We start from the raw sequence: 15324 nt of genomic DNA on the forward strand, positions 1-15324 counted from the left end.
CGATCAGAGACCAAAAGCTCCCCCGGTATAGAGGATGACGAGGCCGAGCCCGATCAGGACGAGTGGGAAGAGTACGTGTTCCCAGCGTTCGAGGATCTCGTCGATGCCGGGACGGGTGGCGACGAACTTGGCCAGCATGACCAGTGCTCCGACCAGCAGCAAGAAGACTACGCAATAGGCCACGGTGGCAGCGGTACCGACGCTGAGGAAGACCGGAACGTAGACCCCGATGTTGTCGCCGCCGTTCGCGAAGGTAACCGCAGCAACCGTCCAAACGGCCACCGCCTTGCCGCCGACCTTGCCTTCATCATCATCGCCGTCAGCACGCCAGGCTTGCCATCCAGCCCACAGGCCCAGCAGCAGCGGGATCAGACCAAAGTAGGGGATGGCGTCCTCGGGCAGAAAGGCCCCAGCACCCAGCGACACGAGTACGGCTGCGGCCAGGATGCCCGCAAACCCGACGTACTGGCCAGCCAAGATCCGCGTCGTCGTCCCGCGTTTTCCAGCCCCCCGCGCGAAAAACAGCGAAAGCACAATGACGTCGTCGATGTTGGTGGCGATGAACAGGCCGATCGCCTGCAACGCAGAGGTCAAGATCATGCCGGCACTCCGCTGCTGCACTCAGCCACGGTGCAGGCCGAATCGATGCAGGGAGCGTGTTCATCGACCGCCAAAGCGACCTCGAGCAGCGCATTGAGCGCCCGAGTCAGGTGTGGGTCAGCGATGGCATAAAGCGTCTGCCGGCCTTCAGGTTCGGGCGCGACGATCCCGCAGTCGCGTAGACACGCCAAGTGGTTAGACACATTCGATCGCGTCAGACCCAGCTCGCGAGCAAGTTCAGCCGGGTACGCAGGCCGCTCCAACAAGATCATGACAAGTCGTGAACGAGTCGGATCAGCCATAGCTCGACCCAAACGATTCAGCACGTCCAAACGAGAGGCATTGGTCAGCATGCACTGAATAGTACAGCCGCGGCTGAACGGTCATTCGTCGCGGTGGATGGAGGAATGGAGCGGACGTCCCGCCGGGCGCCGCTACGTGCCGCGACCGGTCAAAGCGCTGACCATTCACGGACTTCGAATACGCCCCTCCTGCCAGTTGATCGGCTGCGGAACCTCGCGGAGAACTCGAGTGCGCGGCGCCAGTCATCGCCGCTGACCAGCGTGCTGACTGACTCGGTCAGTTTGGTGTGCAGCGCGTCGAGCTTGGCCTCGCGGGCCTGCTGCGCTTCGGGTGTCTGGTGCCGCATCCCGACCTCACCTCCTGGACGACGTTTCGTCCATCAGGTGCGTCGTTGCTGTCGCAGGTGGGAGTCGAGGTCGAGTTAGTGCCCTGATCCAGGACACACGGACTGCACGATCGGAGCGGCCGTCTGGTCGTGGGCCGATCGATGGATGGTGGCTGCGTCGGGCGACTTCGTGTTGAGCATGGAGGAGTTGCGAGCGGTGGCGCGGGATGCGGCCGAGTTGGCCCAAGGAGTTTTGGCGTTGTTCGAGAGCGCCGATCCCGACGGCGCACGGCCACGCTCGGCGATATAGGCGGCTTGGGTGTCGCGGATGGCGGGGCTCGAATCCGCCTCCAGCGGGTCACCGCGCTAGATGCGCACCGGGCGGCGAGCGAAGCGTCGACAGATGAGGCCCGGCTGGCTGCCAGCTGCGTCGGTGACGCTGCGGGTGCGGCTCACCTGCATCCGATTGCGAGAGCCACCCAGGTAGGGCACATCCTCCGAGCCGCGGCGATCGCTGCGCTCCTCGCGGAACTTCGGTCTGGAGGCGATCTAGCAGTCGGTGACCAGGCGATCAACGAGGCACGACAACGCGCCACCCCGGTTGTTATCGACGTACTCGGCCGTTACCCCGGGGCCGTTGGCGGCAAGAATCAGATCGCGCAATTGGTGGCCCAGCTCGACAGGGCGTTGCGAGCATGACGTTTCGTGAGGTTCCGACACGAGAGCTATCGCCGTCAGAAGCGCTCGACGGGCAGCGGCAGATTCTTGTCGATCACGGGGTTGCACCCGGCGCGGATGTTCGGCGGGCTGTGTCGCGGTTAACGATGGCCCGGCGAACCTCGCTAATGGCCGTCCGGATGGTGTTGCCGTAGGCGTCATCGGAAAGGGCCGAGCTGTGGAGCCTTGCCTGTTCAATGTGCTCGCGAGCGGCTTTGAACGCTCCCAAGCGGCGGAGGTTGTCGGCGATGTTGAGGTGGAGACTCGGGTAGAACCCGGCCACTTGAAGGTTGACATGGTGTTGTTCGACCCGTTCATCAGTGAGGGCGTCGGCGGCATCGAGAGCGCGGACGTCCCAGACAAGAGCCTCGGCGGGTTCCTCATGGAGATCGGCTAGGTAGTGAGCGAGCGTACAGCGGTGGAACGGGTCGCCTGCACTCCCGATCTGCTCCCAGATCGCGAGCAGGTTTCGCCGAGCTGCTTCGGGGTTGCCCGCGCGTCCGAGGATCACGGCGTTGCCGATTGCCTCCATCATCGGATCGGGAGTGGCGGTGGCTTCAGTCATGAGATGGGTCAGTCCTTGTCGTCTTGGATGGGAGGGGCCATCGAGCAATCGCTCAGTGCGGGGTCGTTCGTCAGGACCGGTGGGGTCGGCAGGGCATTACGAGCGTGGTCAGGTCCCCGTTGTCGGCTGATCGGACAGTCGCTGGCTGGTCAGGTCCACGAAGATCGAGCATCAAGTCGGTGCCTAGCGCGTGGCTCAGCGCGGGATACAACGTGGTCAACTCGAACCAGAGCGTTAGATCAGGCCCGGTGGCGGTGCCGCACAGATCCACCACGGCGTCGGGCAGCAGGAGACTCGGCTTGCCGGCAGCGACGCGCAGCTCGACGGTCGCGGGCGCTCGTTCTAGCGCCTTGAGGATCTGCCGCGTCTCGACCGTGACTCGATGCGTCACCGCGGGGAGTGACGCCATCATGAGCCTGTAGTCGGGAAAGACCTCGCTGAGCACGCGACAGTGGGCCACGGCATCGTCGGCCATGCGGAGGTCCAGCGTCAGCTCGCCCGCTTCCAGCGTCACGGTGGGGCTCCGCCGGAGCCGCGATGCGGCGGCCTGGAGGTCCTCTCCGGCCAGCGTTCCCGCCCAAGAAGCGGCGTAAGGGCGGCTGGGGACCAGCGTCCGCGTGGCGAGGCGGTAGCGATCGGTGGCAGTTAGCGAGATTGCGTCGGGAGCTGCTTCCAGACGTACGCCTCCCAAGGCCGGGACCTCGGGGTCCTGAGTTGTGGTGGACAGGACTTGGTCGACTGCTGCCGCGAGGACTGGACCCGGCAGAGCGCACAGGGTGAGGCGTGCGCCCTCGCCGAGAGATGCCTTGAGTGATGCTGCGGTTTGCTGAATCCCGGCGGACTCCGCAGCGACCCTGGCCACCTGCTCGTCGATGAGCAGGGCGGCGTCCTCGCCGGTGGCGGTGAAGAACTCGCCGATCGTCGGCAGAGACATCCCGATCTCTCGCAACTGACGTAACTGCAAGGCAAGCACCAGTTGCGACTCGCGGTAGAACCGATACCCGCTCACCGGGTCCACCCAATCGGGACGAAGCAAGCAGGCGTCGTCATAGAACCGCAACGCGCTCGCAGTCAGTCCGGCGAGCTTGGCGAATGCGCCGATCGACATCATCTCCGTGTTTGCCACCTGAACATCGTCGGGCCTCAACCCACTCGAAGGTCAACCTCGGTGCCAGTTGCCAACAATCTCACCCCGAAGTTCTAATCTGCTGTCATGCGGCCCGTGGTGTCGAACAACTCCAGCTCGGCGGGATGAAGCTGATGTTGCACAACGAACGAGCGGTGCTTGATCCGCCAAAGGCCCTGTCCGGTTCCCAACGTCGGCAGCAGAGATTGTTCGGTGCCGGTCAGCCCGAGGGCAGTGGCGGTGCTCCCGAGCTGGTCGGACTCTTGGCGGTAGACGACGCGGGTCTCTGCGTTCGCCAGCAGCGATGCCGCGAGTGCGCGCATGGCTGAGCCGGAGTCGCCGACGTTGTCGAGGTCGGAGAGTTTGTGGAAGATCAGCATGTTGGCGATTCCGTAGTGCCGGGCGAGGCGCCAGTGGGCGTCCATGCGCCGCAGCAGAGCTGGGTGGGACATCAGTCGCCACGCTTCGTCGTACACGACCCAGCGTTGTCCGCCGTTGGGGTCGAGGAGCGCGGATTCCATCCAAGCCGACGCGCACGTCATCAGCACCGAGACCAGGGTGGCGTTCTCGGTGACCCGTGACAGGTCGAGGGAGATCATCGGCAGCGTGGGATCGAACCGGACAGTCGAGGGGCCGTCGAAGAGTCCGGCGAGGTCACCCGCGACGAGGCGGCGCAGCGCGTGGCCGGGCAGCCGGCCGTCCTCGGTCAGGCGACCGGTGGGATCGACGGACGGGTCGGGTTCTAGGAGCCGGTCGACCACCAGTGGAAGCACCGGTACCTCGGCGGTGCGGACGACCTCAGCCAGGGCGATGTCGATAGCGGTGTGTTCCAGCGGGGAGAGTCGGCGGTCGAGCACGGTCTCGGCCAAGGCGCCGAGCAGGTCGCGACGGCGTGCGCTGACCTGGGCCGCCCACTGCACGTCGTCGAGACCGCTGGGGCGGTGGCCCTCGTCGAGAGGGTTGAGCCGGGCAGACATGCCGTGGCCGAGAGCGATCGCCTTGCCGCCGACCGCCTCAGCCACTCCCGTGTGCTCACCTTTCGGGTCGCCGGGGATGTAGACGCGGCGCCCGAACGGGATGGAGCGGGTGTACAGGCTCTTGGCCAGAGAGGATTTCCCGGAGCCGACGATCCCGGCGAGTACGACGTTCGGGGCAGTGATCAGGCCGCGGGCATAGAGGACCCAGGGGTCGTAGACGAAGGAACTGCCGGAGTAGAGGTCCTGGCCGACGAACACGCCGTCGCTACCGAGCCCACCTTCGGCGAGGAACGGATAGGCACCAGCCAGGGTGGCGGAGGTGTCTTGGTGGCGGGGGAGTCGTAGCCGGCCCGGTGTTCGCAAGGCCGCGGTACCGCGCTCGCCGGCCTTGGGCAGCAGCACGGTGGCCTTGCGTTCGGCGGTGAGTGCGTCGGCTTTGGCTCGGGCTACGGTCTTCTGTTCGGCGCGGTCGCGGGCGAGGAGGTCCCGTGCTGCGAGTTTTCGGGCCTTGCGGTCACGCCGTCGTTCGCGTTTCGGTGATACGAGTACGGCGCTGTGCAGCCGGGAGGCGTCGTGGTCGTTCACAGCGACAACCCGTCGTGACTTCGACCGGCAGGGCGGGATGTGGAGACCGGGTCTGGGTAGACGATCGTGGCTTCTGACTGGTGTGCGCTGTCGATCGACTTCTGGATGCTGGCCAGCATCTCGCCGGCACGGTGCAGGTCCCAAGACACTCGGTACGCAGCGCCCGTCTGCTTCGGATCGACGATCGTCGCCTCAGCGCGTGCCCCGTGGTTGTCGTGATACGACCCCAACTGGTGCAGCGCCTGACTCAGCGACGCGGTCACTCGGGACAGCGATCCGAGCACCCCGTAGATCTGGGTCGGATCGTCGATCCGCCGGGTGGCGTGGGCGAGGCCACGCAGGGCTTGCTCGGCCTCGGAAGCATCAGCAGCGGGGTTGTCGAAGGTCGGCATTGATTCCTCCTGGAGGGCGAACGTCACCAGTCAGGTGAGCCGACGGGCTCGCCACGCGGCTGATGAGCCAGTGGCTGTGAGGCGCTCTTGCCCAGGGAATCAGTCGGACGGCAGTCATAGACTCCGGAGGCGGAGAGCAAACGGAGGACGGTGGGTCGGTGGCGGAGCAGCAAAGCGCGGATCGAATGAGCGCATACGAGCGTGGGGCGTGGGAGAAGAGCCTGACGCGCTTGCACGAGCCGCCGCACAAGGCAGTCGTGCCCAGGAAGGTGCGTGAGATCGCCAGTACCACGACGGAGCGGGCCTCCGATTTCGCTGATGCGCACTTGCCGACGGCCGCAGTCAAGGGAATCGTCGAGAAGACCATGAATGGGACTCTCGAGCTCACCTTCAATCCCGCCCTTCGGTCAGCGAGCGCCGAGGGGGCGCTCCGTGGGTACCAGAAGAAGCACGATGGACTCCTTGGTCTGGACGATCTGAAGCAGTTGGACGTTCGCGACCTTGATCGCTTCAGGCGTCGCAAAGGGTTGTACGTATCGACGTCCGCCGTTCAGGGCACCGCGACATCCCTCGCCGTACTGGCACCGTGGTTTCTACGACCGTAAGCGGAGGCGTTGCGTCGGGCGCCGTGGTTGCAGCAGTAGCTGCAGACACAGTTGCGTCGCTGGCGATGATGGGTCGAAGTGTTGGATCAGTCGCAGTCAGATACGGGTACGACGTCCGGCTTCCTGACGAAGAGCTCTTCGCAATGGGTGTGTTGTCCTTGGGGATAGCGGGGACGCTGGAAGCCAAGCACACGGCGCTCGCTGCCTTGTCGCGACTTACGCAGCAGATGATGCGGCAGGCAACCTGGAAGCAGCTCAATGAACAGGTCATTGTCAGAGTCATCGGGCGCGTGTATCAGGTGCTGGGTATCAAGTTGACTCAGCGAAAGCTTGCGCAGACCGTGCCGTTCGTCGGCGTGGGTATCAACGCTGCGCTCAGCGCGAATATGACGAGGCACGTCTATCAGAGGGCGGAGGATGTGTACCGAGTCCGATTCCTCTCCGAGAAATATGATCTTGACCCGCAGGATTGGGTTCGAGAAGGTCCTGCGGTCGACGAGGATTCGGAGTCGGAATCGGATGTGCTGGATGTAGCGGAGATCCTCGACGAGGAACGAGAGTTGGAAGCATGAGCTTCCGTTTCGCCATCTCGCAGGTCGAACCGCTCGTTTTGAAGCGCCTACGAGTCACACTGTGCGGCACAGCGGCAGTGCAGCGGCGGTGAACGCCTGGGCCTGCTGACCCCACAGACGCCGGGTCTCACACGAGGCTTGGATGGCGGCTTGTTCGATGTCAGCGACGGCGCGTTCGAGTTCGTCGGGGTCGCTGGCGCTGACGGCGATGAGGCCGGTGACGCGGAGGATGCCGTGGCCGGCGGTCAGGTCAGCCTCCTGCTGGAGGACGTCCTGGTATTCGGCGCTGTGCTGGGCGTCTTCGATCTGGCCGATGCGTTGACGTTGGGCGGCGTCGGAGACGTACTCGGTCTTCTTCTTGCGGATGTCGCGGGCGGCTTGATCGGTGCGCAGCGGCGTGTAGAGCAGCGTGAAGGTGCGTCGGATGCCCGAGGACAACAGGACGGGTGCAAGGAACCCGGGGAAGACCAGGGATCGTGGCCATTCGCTGATCCACAGCACGCAGTGGTGTGCGGAGTCCGAGCGCAGCATTGACCAGCTCTCGGTGACGGCGACTGGGCCAGCAGTGGCGAGGTCGCGGCCGACATCTCCGTGACGCTCCAGCGCCGCGCCGACATCGGGGTCGTAGGCACCGCGCAGGATGACGGCGAGTTCGCCGGGGTCGAGCCAGTCAGAAGGGGCGAGGTCGGCTGAGCGCAGCGCGGCGATGATGGTCGACATCTCGTGGCGTAGGACGGCGGCGGCTCCGCGGTTGCCTCCACCGGCTGCGCGGATGGCTCGGTTGGCGGTCTTGAGGTTCAGCGACAACGAGATGGTCGAGGCGTGGCGTTCACCGGCTGGTCCGGCGCGGTCGATGAGTTCGCCGTACGTTGTGGCGGTGAAGCTGTCGTCACCGGAGCCGTGCTGGTGCCACCATTCGGCCAGCCCTTTGCCGGAGTCGGGCAGGGTGCGTTCCATGATCTGCAGGCAGGCGAGCCGTCCCGATCGGCATGCGGTGGCCAGGACTCGGCCCCAGCCGGTGACGCGGCGTTCTTGTTCGAGCGGGTCGAGCAGGATGAACGCTGGATGGGAGACCGCCACGATGGCGGTCAGCGTCGAGCGGTGCGGGTCGTGGACCATGACTGCGCCGGTGTCGGGGTCGAGCCACTGACGCAACCGGGCCGCATCCCCGGGAAGCGCGAGGGTTCCGACCGGTCGTGGGGCGACGACGCGACGCCGGTAGATCAGTTGGCCTCCGGTGGAGCGCCACAGCCAGACACCGACGATGGGCAGCCATTGGATGAGTTTGCGGCCCCCGACGCTGACCCAGGCCAGGGCACTGCAGCAGACGATGACCGGGAGGGCAACGACCAAGCTCGTGCCACCGCCGACGTAGAGGGAGAACACGAGCGTCACGACTCCGATGCCGACCACCACCAGTTGGGAGGCGGTCAGGCCGAACAGGACCCCGCGGCGTGCCAGTCGGGAGAACTTCACCGGCTGCAGCTCGTAGTCGCCCGACCGGGTGGTGTTCGTGGCGCTCGTCGTCCGCCTCCCGAGTCATCCGAGCGGCGGCCCGTCATGGCAGGGGTCGGATCGGCGGTGTGGGCCGGAACTGTCCCGGCGGCGCCGGTGGGTGCGCTTGCTTGCTCGGCCTGGCCAGAAGACTGCGCGGCCACGTAGTTGCCCATCTTCGGACCGGTGGTTGCCGCCTCCTTGGCTGCCACGGCACCGGGGGCCCCGACGCCGCCAGCCGCAGCCCCACCCGACGAAGCACCGCCCGCGCCGCTGGTTCCGCCGCCTCCGCTGGGGGCGGCAGCGGGCGCGGGGCCGCGCCCTCCACTGCCAGACCCTCCGTCGTCGCCACCGAGGATCTTCGGGACCACGCCACCCGATCCTCCGCCGGTCCGGATCGGAAGGGGACGGTTCATCGACGACTTGGTCTCCTGCTCAGCCGACATCGCGTGGTACATGTCGAAGCCCATGAAGCTGATCGCCTTGTAGGTCATGTACGGCGCGAACCCGGCCATCAGCATCAGCACGACGCCGGCGATCGGTTCGCTGACCGACTGCAGGTCGGCGTCGATCGGAGCCGAGACCTGGGCGGTGGCGAGCAGAAAGATCACCACGAGCACGAGCTTGGACAAGATCAGTGCGATCACGAAGGTCGCCCACTTGCCGATCCAGCCGCGGGTCTGGTCCCAAGAAGCTCCGGCGAGGGCGATGGGTGCGAACACGATCGCGACGAGCAGCAGGGCCTTGCGGACCAGGAGGCTGATCCACACGATGACCGCGGCGCCGATGGCGAGTCCGGCGAGGAAGATCGTCAGGATTGCGGCCGCGCCGGGGGCTTTGAGGCTGAGTCCGCCGATTCCGACGGCGAGCAGGGCAACGCGGTCGCCCATCTCGTTCATGTTGGTGCCGGCCGCGTTGACGATCCCGATGGTGAGCTGGTCGGTGATTTCCAGTGCGAGGGCGAGGAGGGTGATCGCGACGAAGGACCCGAGGATTGATTTGGCAAGGCCGGTGAGTGCGCGGGTCAGGGCTGCGGGTTCTCGCCGGATCATGCCGCCGATGACTTGGAGGAGGAAGAAGCCGAGCATCACGAAGACCGCGACGCCGAACAGGATGTTGTAGACCTTCATGTACTCGTCGCTGGTGATGTCGACCGACGTGGTGGAGTCGAAGACGTTCCACACGGACTTGAACATCCACTCCGCGGCGTTGCCCATACCCTCGGCGAGCCAGTTGAAAGGGGCGGTGACCAAGCTGGCCGCGGCGTCGCCAGCCTTGTCGCACACCGTGGAGATCACGGGGACGTCGCACACGTCGACCATCGTTCTGCTCCTTCTCGATTCGAGTTCGAGTCAGACCGCTTGGCCGACATTCCAGAAGAAGTTGACCAACGCGACCGAGGCGCCGGTGACGATCGCGGCACCGAGCGCGATGACGACTCCGAATTTCCCGCGCCCAGCCAGGTGCGGGTTAGACGAGTTCGCGCCCATCGCCCACACGACGGCCGAAATGATCAGGGCCAAGACGGCCAGAATCAGACCGACGGTCATGGATGCGCCGACAATCTTGCGGAGCTGCCCGATCCCAGGCAGGCCGTTGGAGTTCGGGTCGATGGTGATGTCCATCGGCAGGAGCTGAACGATCGCGGGCAACAGGTCGAGTTGAAGCATGATTCCTCCTAGGAAGGTCGCAGGACGGTCTGTCCCACAGGTGCGTCAGCGGGCGCGGTCAGAGAGCGGCGCCGACGTCGAGTAGCCAGTTCGCCCACGCGAGCGCCCCACCCGTCAGTGCGGCGCCGCCGAGGGCGACGAACACGCCGGCCTTCGCCTTCGCAGCTGATTGCCAACTGCCGTTGGACGACGAGATCGCCCAAGCTGCGGCGGAGATGATGAGCATCAGACAGGCGAACATCAGCCCGTAGGTCAACAGAGCGCCGATGACAGACCGCATGTCCGCCGACCCGCCAACCGCACCGAAGTCGGGTCCTACAGCACGCTGGATGATCTCGATGGTGGCCATGTTGCTCAGGTGCGCCGAGCGGGCCCAATCGCTGCCTTGCAGTCAGGGGATGGCAGTGAAGTGCAGGTGATCGTAGTGGCCGCCGGTGATGCTGGCGGGGTCGTGCATGCCTCCGCCGTTGTAGGGCCGCCAGCCTTCGGCTGACCGTGCGACGGACCAGATTTTCCCCTGCCAGATGAGGTACTGGACGCCGAGCGTTTCGGCGTTGGCCTTCATCCAGTTGGTGACTTTCCAGCCCAGGTCGAGGGCCGGTCCTTGGGCGGCCACGCCGATGGAGTTGCCGAAGGTGCCGTCGCAGGCGCGGCCCAGGGAGTGCTCGGAGGGTTGGCCCGGGCGAGGGGAGAAACACGACCAGGCAGCGGTGGGGAACTGCTGACGGACTTGGGACAGAATGTGCGCGGTCCGTTGGGTGATCTTGCCGGTGGTGGTCGGGTCATCGACCATCCCGGTGGGGTTGACTCCGTTGTACGTCGTCGCGTCTCCGTCGGGTCCGCATTCGCCGGTGGCGCTCGGCGTGCTGGCGGCCAGGTCGACGGCTCCTTGCGCGTTGAGCCAGGGCACTGGGTCCGCGCTGGCGGCGTTCGCGCCGCCCGGACGCAGTTCGAAATGCAGGTGTGGCCCGGTGGCGTATCCCGTCGAGCCGACGGAGGCGATCTGTTGGCCGGCGGTCACGCGATCGCCAGCTCGGACGATGATGCTGGCCTCGGTCATATGCGCGTACCCGGTGGCCACGGTCTGCCCGGCGGCGGTGTGCTCGATCAGGATCAGGTTCCCGAAACCCGCCGACCGACCTGCGGAGGCGACCCGGCCGTCTGCCGCAGCGAAGATCGGCGTTCCCGATGGGGCGGCGAAATCAACGCCCGAGTGCAGCTTGTAGATGCCGGTGATGGGGTGGAGACGCATCCCATAGTTGCTGGTCTTGACCCAGGTGCCGGCCGGAAGCGGGAACACCACCCGTGACGACTCGCCGACCGGCGCCGGCGTCGCGTTGTCGTTCTTGCCGAAGAAGTTGACCGATGTCAGCGGCATGCAGGATGCTTCGGCTGCCGGATTGAGGATGGCGGTGAGTGACAGCAGGATTGCTGCAGGTCCCACCATGAGTGCGACGAGTCCGCCAATGACGGCCTTCTGCATGGGCCCCACCTACTCCAGCGGCTCGTCGAGCAGCGAGAGTCGCAGCAGCCGGCATTGTTCGTACGTCGGCCCACAGGTCATAAAGACGGTGAACGCCACGTCGTGCTGGCTGGCGACAGGTTCGCCATCCCACAGGCCGTCGCGGTGTCGCACTCCGGTGATCGTGTAGGCGGTCGTCCCGGGCGCAAGGGCACCACCGGCCTGGTCCAGGGCCGTGTCCCACTTGGCAGGGATCTCGACAGTCTCGATCTCGATCCACTGGCGCGTCTCGTACTCACGCAGGTCGATCCAGATCTTCTCCGCCGGTAGATAGGCGTCGACGTCGCTGATCAGCCCGGGTGAGGACTCGCCGGTCGGGTCGGCCACGGTCGCGATGCGCTGCAGGTACGCCGCCCGCGGTGCCAACGATGAGGTGTCCCAATCGAAGATCGCGTGAGCCACTAACTCGGCGAACTGCTCCGGATCTGTGACGGGCAACAACTCCGGCAGGGTGCCGTCGTCGGGTGTGCCGGACGGAACCGCCTCCGAGTCAGGCGCGTGGGAGATGGACTGCGTGCTGGGCTGAGCGGTGTTCGTCGACCCGCGGGTCAGCAGCGCGTAGGTGACTGCAGAGATGAGAAGAAGGGTCGTGACGATCGCCAGGACGATGAGACGGCGCCGACGAAGGTCGGGATCGTAGGTGGGGGAGCGGAGCATGATCAGGTTCCTCCTCACGCGTCCACGAGCGCGTCGCTCGGCTGGTTCTCGCGTGCCTCGCGCGCGGCTTCGGCGAAGGCCACTGATTCGGTGAGGGTCTGCTGGAAGGAGTCCCACTGTTCGTCGGTGAGTTCACGGCCGACCTTGATCGGGTCGTACCGATTGACCCACCCGGCCAGGTCGTCCCACATCAGTGTGAAGGAGTGCACGGAACGACGGGCGGCCTCGGCGGCAGCCTCGCGCTTGAGCCGGTTCTCCCGGATGCGCCGTGCTCGATCTGCCTTGGCTTGGACCAACGCCCGAGCAGCCAGTTCCTCCAGGTCCTCGGTCGACTCATCGTTGTCTGGTGCCTGTTCGGCTGCGGCGATGGCGGCTCGGACTCGCTGATAGCTGGGGTCGACTGCGCCTCCTTCGCGGATCCGCTCGAGTTCTTCTTCGGCGACCTTGCGCACCGAGGTGGGCGTCGCCTCGTCGGCGGCGATGCTTTCGATCGTGCATATCTGTTCGAGTCGCGTGTGCGATGCAGAGTTCGTGATCGCCTGGGCTGCCTGGCGAGCAGCTTTGCCGGCACCCAGTTGCGGTGGTCCCGAATCGGGACCACCGGCGCCCTCCTCCCCGTCTTCGGCACCGAACCGGGTGGCCCGCTGACGGCGGGCTGCATCCTCAGCTAGGAGTTCTTTCAGTTCCCGATACAGCCGTGCAGCATCCAGCGGTGAGAGGGGCCGGTGCATCGTGTTCTCGTCCTGCTCGGCCAGCAGTTGGGTCAGGTGGTCCGAGACCCCGGTTCGGACCCAGACCCGCAGAGTGGGCCAGCCCAGCTGCTTCACGGCCGCTAGCCGGCGGTGTCCGCACACCAGCATGCCGTCGGGAGTGATGGTGACCGGCTGCAAGAGTCCGAGGCGTTCGATCGACCTCATGAGGGGCGCGAGGTCTCTCTCGGCGTCGGAGCGGTGCCGTACGCCGACCTTGATGGAGTCCACACGACGCTCCAGCTCGATGTGCCCGTGCGCGTCAGACATGGGAGACCCCCTCATGGCTGGGTGCGGTCGTCTCGAAGACGTCGGCGAAACACGGCACGCCGCTGAGTTCGCCCGGCAGGTAGCCGAGCGCCAGCAGTTGCAGGAGCCCGCGGCCCTCGCGAGCGCGTTCGTGCGTGGGGAGCTGGTTGCCCAGAAGCGCCTGCAAAACGGCGATCCAGTGATCGTGCGACAGGTCGAGCAACGCCTCGGCGTGGTGATCACGCGTCAGGCGGGCGTACGCCGTGGCGCGATTGCCCGAGCGGATCAACTGGCTGCAGACGTACTCGACGCATCCCGTGGCCGTGGGTTGTGGCCATCCGTTGTCGACCATGATCGACGCGGCGTGCTCGGCTGCGACCCACGCGTTAGTCGGCTCGTCCGCGTCTGGTTCCTCAACTGCGTGGTCGTCGTACTCGTCGCCGAGATCGTCGGTGACGTGGAAGGCCGGGTGGTAGTCAGTGAGGTCGTTCTCGCGTTCACCGATCCGTTCCGCGTCGTGGTGAGCCGCGACTTCGGGACGGCGTGCCTGGTGGTTCGAGCACAGCAGTCCTTGGGCGCGGGCCTCGTAGATCAAGGTGACTTGGACGGCCCGGGTGACGACCGCCCATGGGTCGATGGCGGTCCGGACCGCGCGGGTCCGCATCGCTTCGAACGCGGCATAGGCAGCGTCTTCGGGAGCCAGGTCGTACTTGCGTGCCAGGGCGGCGTACTTCTGGGTCGCGAACTGGATCAGTTCGTGCGCGTCCGGGTCTTGCTGCCAGGTGCCGGTCGGTGAGTAGTGCAGTCGCACGAGCAGGAGCCGCAGGCCCTGCGCGGTGGTGAACGATGGCGTCTTCACAGCTCCACTCCTTCGTGTGCAGGGGGCGTGGCTGGCCTGGCGATCGCCGACCGACTCGTGCGGTGCCCCGACTTGGCCACGGAGGACGGGGCGCGCCGGGCTCGAGTAGCCAACGCTGTTTGCAGGTCGATGCCGCGACCGGCAACGGGTGAGCCGACACGCATGGCGAGTTCGGTGGGGCGCACCCAGGCGATGCCGTGGGCGCTCTGCTGGCTCGGCATGAGTGGCTGTTGGGAGGGATCGCGCCGCACCGCCAGCGATGGAGGTTCAGCCGACTGAGTGGCCTTGGGGTGAGGCGCGGCTTCATCAGGAAGTCGGTCGAGTCGTCGGTCGTAGGGGTCAGGTCCGTTCATGGAAGGTTCCTCGTGAGGTCTTGGTGGGTCGGCGGGTCGGGGGTGAGCGTCAAAGGCGCACCCCCTCAGTCGTTCGGGAAGGGCCCAGGCGTTCACCCGCCACAGACGGAGGTCCCAGGCGGTTGGCGATGCGGTAGGCCGAGCGGATCGTGGTCATTGCCTCGCGCTCGGTCAGACCAGCCGACTGGGCAGCCTCGCCCAGCACAGTGGCTGTGACGTCGAACCGTTCGCCCGACTCGGCCATGCGGCACGATGCCCAGAACAGGCCGTGATTCCTTTCGCCCTCACTCCGCGCGGCGACCCAGGATGCGAGCCGATCCGGGCGAGCTCCGCGGGTCGGCAGATCAGCTGGCGGACAGGTCGGGCGGGGCGGTTCCAAGAATCGACGGAGCGTGTTCGCGTCGACAGCATCGGGTTGGTGCGCGGCAACGTTGACGACTCGATAGGTGCGAGCTTCGCCATCGGGCTGGATGACGGTGGATGGCGGCAGTACGACGTACCCGCCGTCGCCGCGGAAGTCGACGTGTCGTCCGGGAACTTGCCATGACCGCTGCTCGACCGAACCCGTCCGTAGAAAGCACGCGTGCATGCCGCCCGAGGGGGTCGAGACGACCCACGCCGGCGCGCCAAGGAGGCCGGCTGACCGAGCCTGCTGCAGCGCGTCGAAGCCGCTGCCGGAGGCATGCACGTCGATGTCCACGACATCGACGCCTGACGCGAATCCGGTCGGCATGGCCACGTTCGCGTCCGGCCACCGGCGCCACCATTCGGCCACGACGGAGGTGTCGGTCGAGGCGTCGTGGAACCCGTGCTCGGTGAGCGGGTTCTTCTGAAGCGGAACGCACGGGAATACCGGAATGCCCGCGCAGGCGAGCACCGTCGCAGCGTCCGCGGGTGTCGCAGACTGCTCCAGTTCGGCCACCAGCGCTGGAGACCAGCGTGGGGACTTGGTGGCGTGGAGGGTCGAGTCGGTCATGGGCTCGACGATCCTCAGAACCCGTATC

General features: G+C 66.2%; 18 protein-coding genes. 2 read left to right on the top strand and 16 right to left on the bottom strand.

Going from position 1 to position 15324, the window contains the following annotated elements:
* Window positions 1-3: 3 nt before the first annotated feature.
* The 7 genes from Q1K33_RS01530 to Q1K33_RS01560 all read right to left on the bottom strand — a co-directional run bounded on the left by Q1K33_RS01530 (window position 4) and on the right by Q1K33_RS01560 (window position 5590).
* Complete coding sequence (locus Q1K33_RS01530) at window positions 4-600, bottom strand: cadmium resistance transporter (protein ID WP_023646699.1); 597 nt, start codon at window positions 598-600, stop codon at window positions 4-6.
* Window positions 597-953: a metalloregulator ArsR/SmtB family transcription factor gene (locus Q1K33_RS01535; RefSeq protein WP_300399915.1), complete on the bottom strand. Its 357-nt coding sequence runs from the start codon at window positions 951-953 to the stop codon at window positions 597-599. The genes Q1K33_RS01530 and Q1K33_RS01535 overlap by 4 nt, the downstream gene beginning before the upstream one ends.
* 98 nt (window positions 954-1051) lie before the next feature.
* The gene (locus Q1K33_RS01540; RefSeq protein WP_300399916.1) at window positions 1052-1249 is read right to left on the bottom strand and encodes a hypothetical protein; all 198 of its coding nucleotides are present in this window, start codon (window positions 1247-1249) and stop codon (window positions 1052-1054) included.
* A 751-nt stretch (window positions 1250-2000) separates the two neighbouring features.
* Window positions 2001-2510, bottom strand: coding sequence for a hypothetical protein (locus Q1K33_RS01545; RefSeq protein ID WP_300399917.1), 510 nt, complete (start codon window positions 2508-2510; stop codon window positions 2001-2003).
* Between the two features lie 70 nt (window positions 2511-2580).
* Window positions 2581-3636 carry a MerR family transcriptional regulator gene (locus tag Q1K33_RS01550; RefSeq protein ID WP_300399918.1) on the bottom strand — a complete coding sequence of 352 codons (1056 nt, stop codon included), beginning with the start codon at window positions 3634-3636 and terminating at the stop codon, window positions 2581-2583.
* 74 nt (window positions 3637-3710) lie between these two features.
* On the bottom strand, window positions 3711-5198 hold the full coding sequence (locus tag Q1K33_RS01555) for an ATP-binding protein (RefSeq protein ID WP_300399919.1): 1488 nt from the start codon (window positions 5196-5198) through the stop codon (window positions 3711-3713).
* On the bottom strand, window positions 5195-5590 hold the full coding sequence (locus Q1K33_RS01560) for a hypothetical protein (RefSeq protein WP_300399920.1): 396 nt from the start codon (window positions 5588-5590) through the stop codon (window positions 5195-5197). Before Q1K33_RS01560 ends, Q1K33_RS01555 begins: the two co-directional genes overlap by 4 nt.
* Before the next feature lie 185 nt (window positions 5591-5775).
* Here Q1K33_RS01560 and Q1K33_RS01565 point away from each other — a divergent pair, with 185 nt between their 5' ends.
* Together Q1K33_RS01565 and Q1K33_RS01570 are read left to right on the top strand one after the other, a co-directional pair.
* On the top strand, window positions 5776-6195 hold the full coding sequence (locus Q1K33_RS01565) for a hypothetical protein (RefSeq protein ID WP_300399921.1): 420 nt from the start codon (window positions 5776-5778) through the stop codon (window positions 6193-6195).
* On the top strand, window positions 6177-6767 hold the full coding sequence (locus Q1K33_RS01570) for an EcsC family protein (protein ID WP_300399922.1): 591 nt from the start codon (window positions 6177-6179) through the stop codon (window positions 6765-6767). Before Q1K33_RS01565 ends, Q1K33_RS01570 begins: the two co-directional genes overlap by 19 nt.
* A gap of 54 nt (window positions 6768-6821) precedes the next feature.
* On the opposite strand, the gene Q1K33_RS01575 is transcribed toward Q1K33_RS01570, so the two are convergent.
* The 9 genes from Q1K33_RS01575 to Q1K33_RS01615 form a co-directional block, all read right to left on the bottom strand.
* Window positions 6822-8252, bottom strand: a complete 1431-nt coding sequence (locus Q1K33_RS01575) for a PrgI family protein (protein WP_300399956.1) — start codon at window positions 8250-8252, stop codon at window positions 6822-6824.
* A complete protein-coding gene (locus tag Q1K33_RS01580; RefSeq protein WP_300399923.1) occupies window positions 8240-9583 on the bottom strand; it encodes a conjugal transfer protein TrbL in 1344 nt (447 codons plus the stop codon). The genes Q1K33_RS01575 and Q1K33_RS01580 overlap by 13 nt, the downstream gene beginning before the upstream one ends.
* 30 nt (window positions 9584-9613) lie before the next feature.
* Complete coding sequence (locus tag Q1K33_RS01585) at window positions 9614-9931, bottom strand: DUF6112 family protein (RefSeq protein WP_300399924.1); 318 nt, start codon at window positions 9929-9931, stop codon at window positions 9614-9616.
* A 58-nt stretch (window positions 9932-9989) separates the two neighbouring features.
* The gene (locus tag Q1K33_RS01590) at window positions 9990-10280 is read right to left on the bottom strand and encodes a DUF6112 family protein (RefSeq protein WP_300399925.1); all 291 of its coding nucleotides are present in this window, start codon (window positions 10278-10280) and stop codon (window positions 9990-9992) included.
* 42 nt (window positions 10281-10322) lie between these two features.
* On the bottom strand, window positions 10323-11414 hold the full coding sequence (locus Q1K33_RS01595) for a M23 family metallopeptidase (protein ID WP_300399926.1): 1092 nt from the start codon (window positions 11412-11414) through the stop codon (window positions 10323-10325).
* Between the two features lie 9 nt (window positions 11415-11423).
* A complete protein-coding gene (locus tag Q1K33_RS01600; RefSeq protein WP_300399927.1) occupies window positions 11424-12110 on the bottom strand; it encodes a cell wall protein in 687 nt (228 codons plus the stop codon).
* 14 nt (window positions 12111-12124) lie between these two features.
* Window positions 12125-13129, bottom strand: coding sequence for a ParB N-terminal domain-containing protein (locus Q1K33_RS01605; protein WP_300399928.1), 1005 nt, complete (start codon window positions 13127-13129; stop codon window positions 12125-12127).
* A complete protein-coding gene (locus Q1K33_RS01610) occupies window positions 13122-13967 on the bottom strand; it encodes a serine/arginine repetitive matrix protein 2 (RefSeq protein ID WP_300399929.1) in 846 nt (281 codons plus the stop codon). The genes Q1K33_RS01605 and Q1K33_RS01610 overlap by 8 nt, the downstream gene beginning before the upstream one ends.
* A gap of 402 nt (window positions 13968-14369) precedes the next feature.
* Window positions 14370-15296, bottom strand: coding sequence for a bifunctional DNA primase/polymerase (locus Q1K33_RS01615; RefSeq protein ID WP_300399930.1), 927 nt, complete (start codon window positions 15294-15296; stop codon window positions 14370-14372).
* Window positions 15297-15324 lie beyond the last annotated feature (28 nt).

Source organism: Nocardioides sp. (genome assembly GCF_029937575.1).
Lineage (GTDB): Bacteria > Actinomycetota > Actinomycetes > Propionibacteriales > Nocardioidaceae > Nocardioides.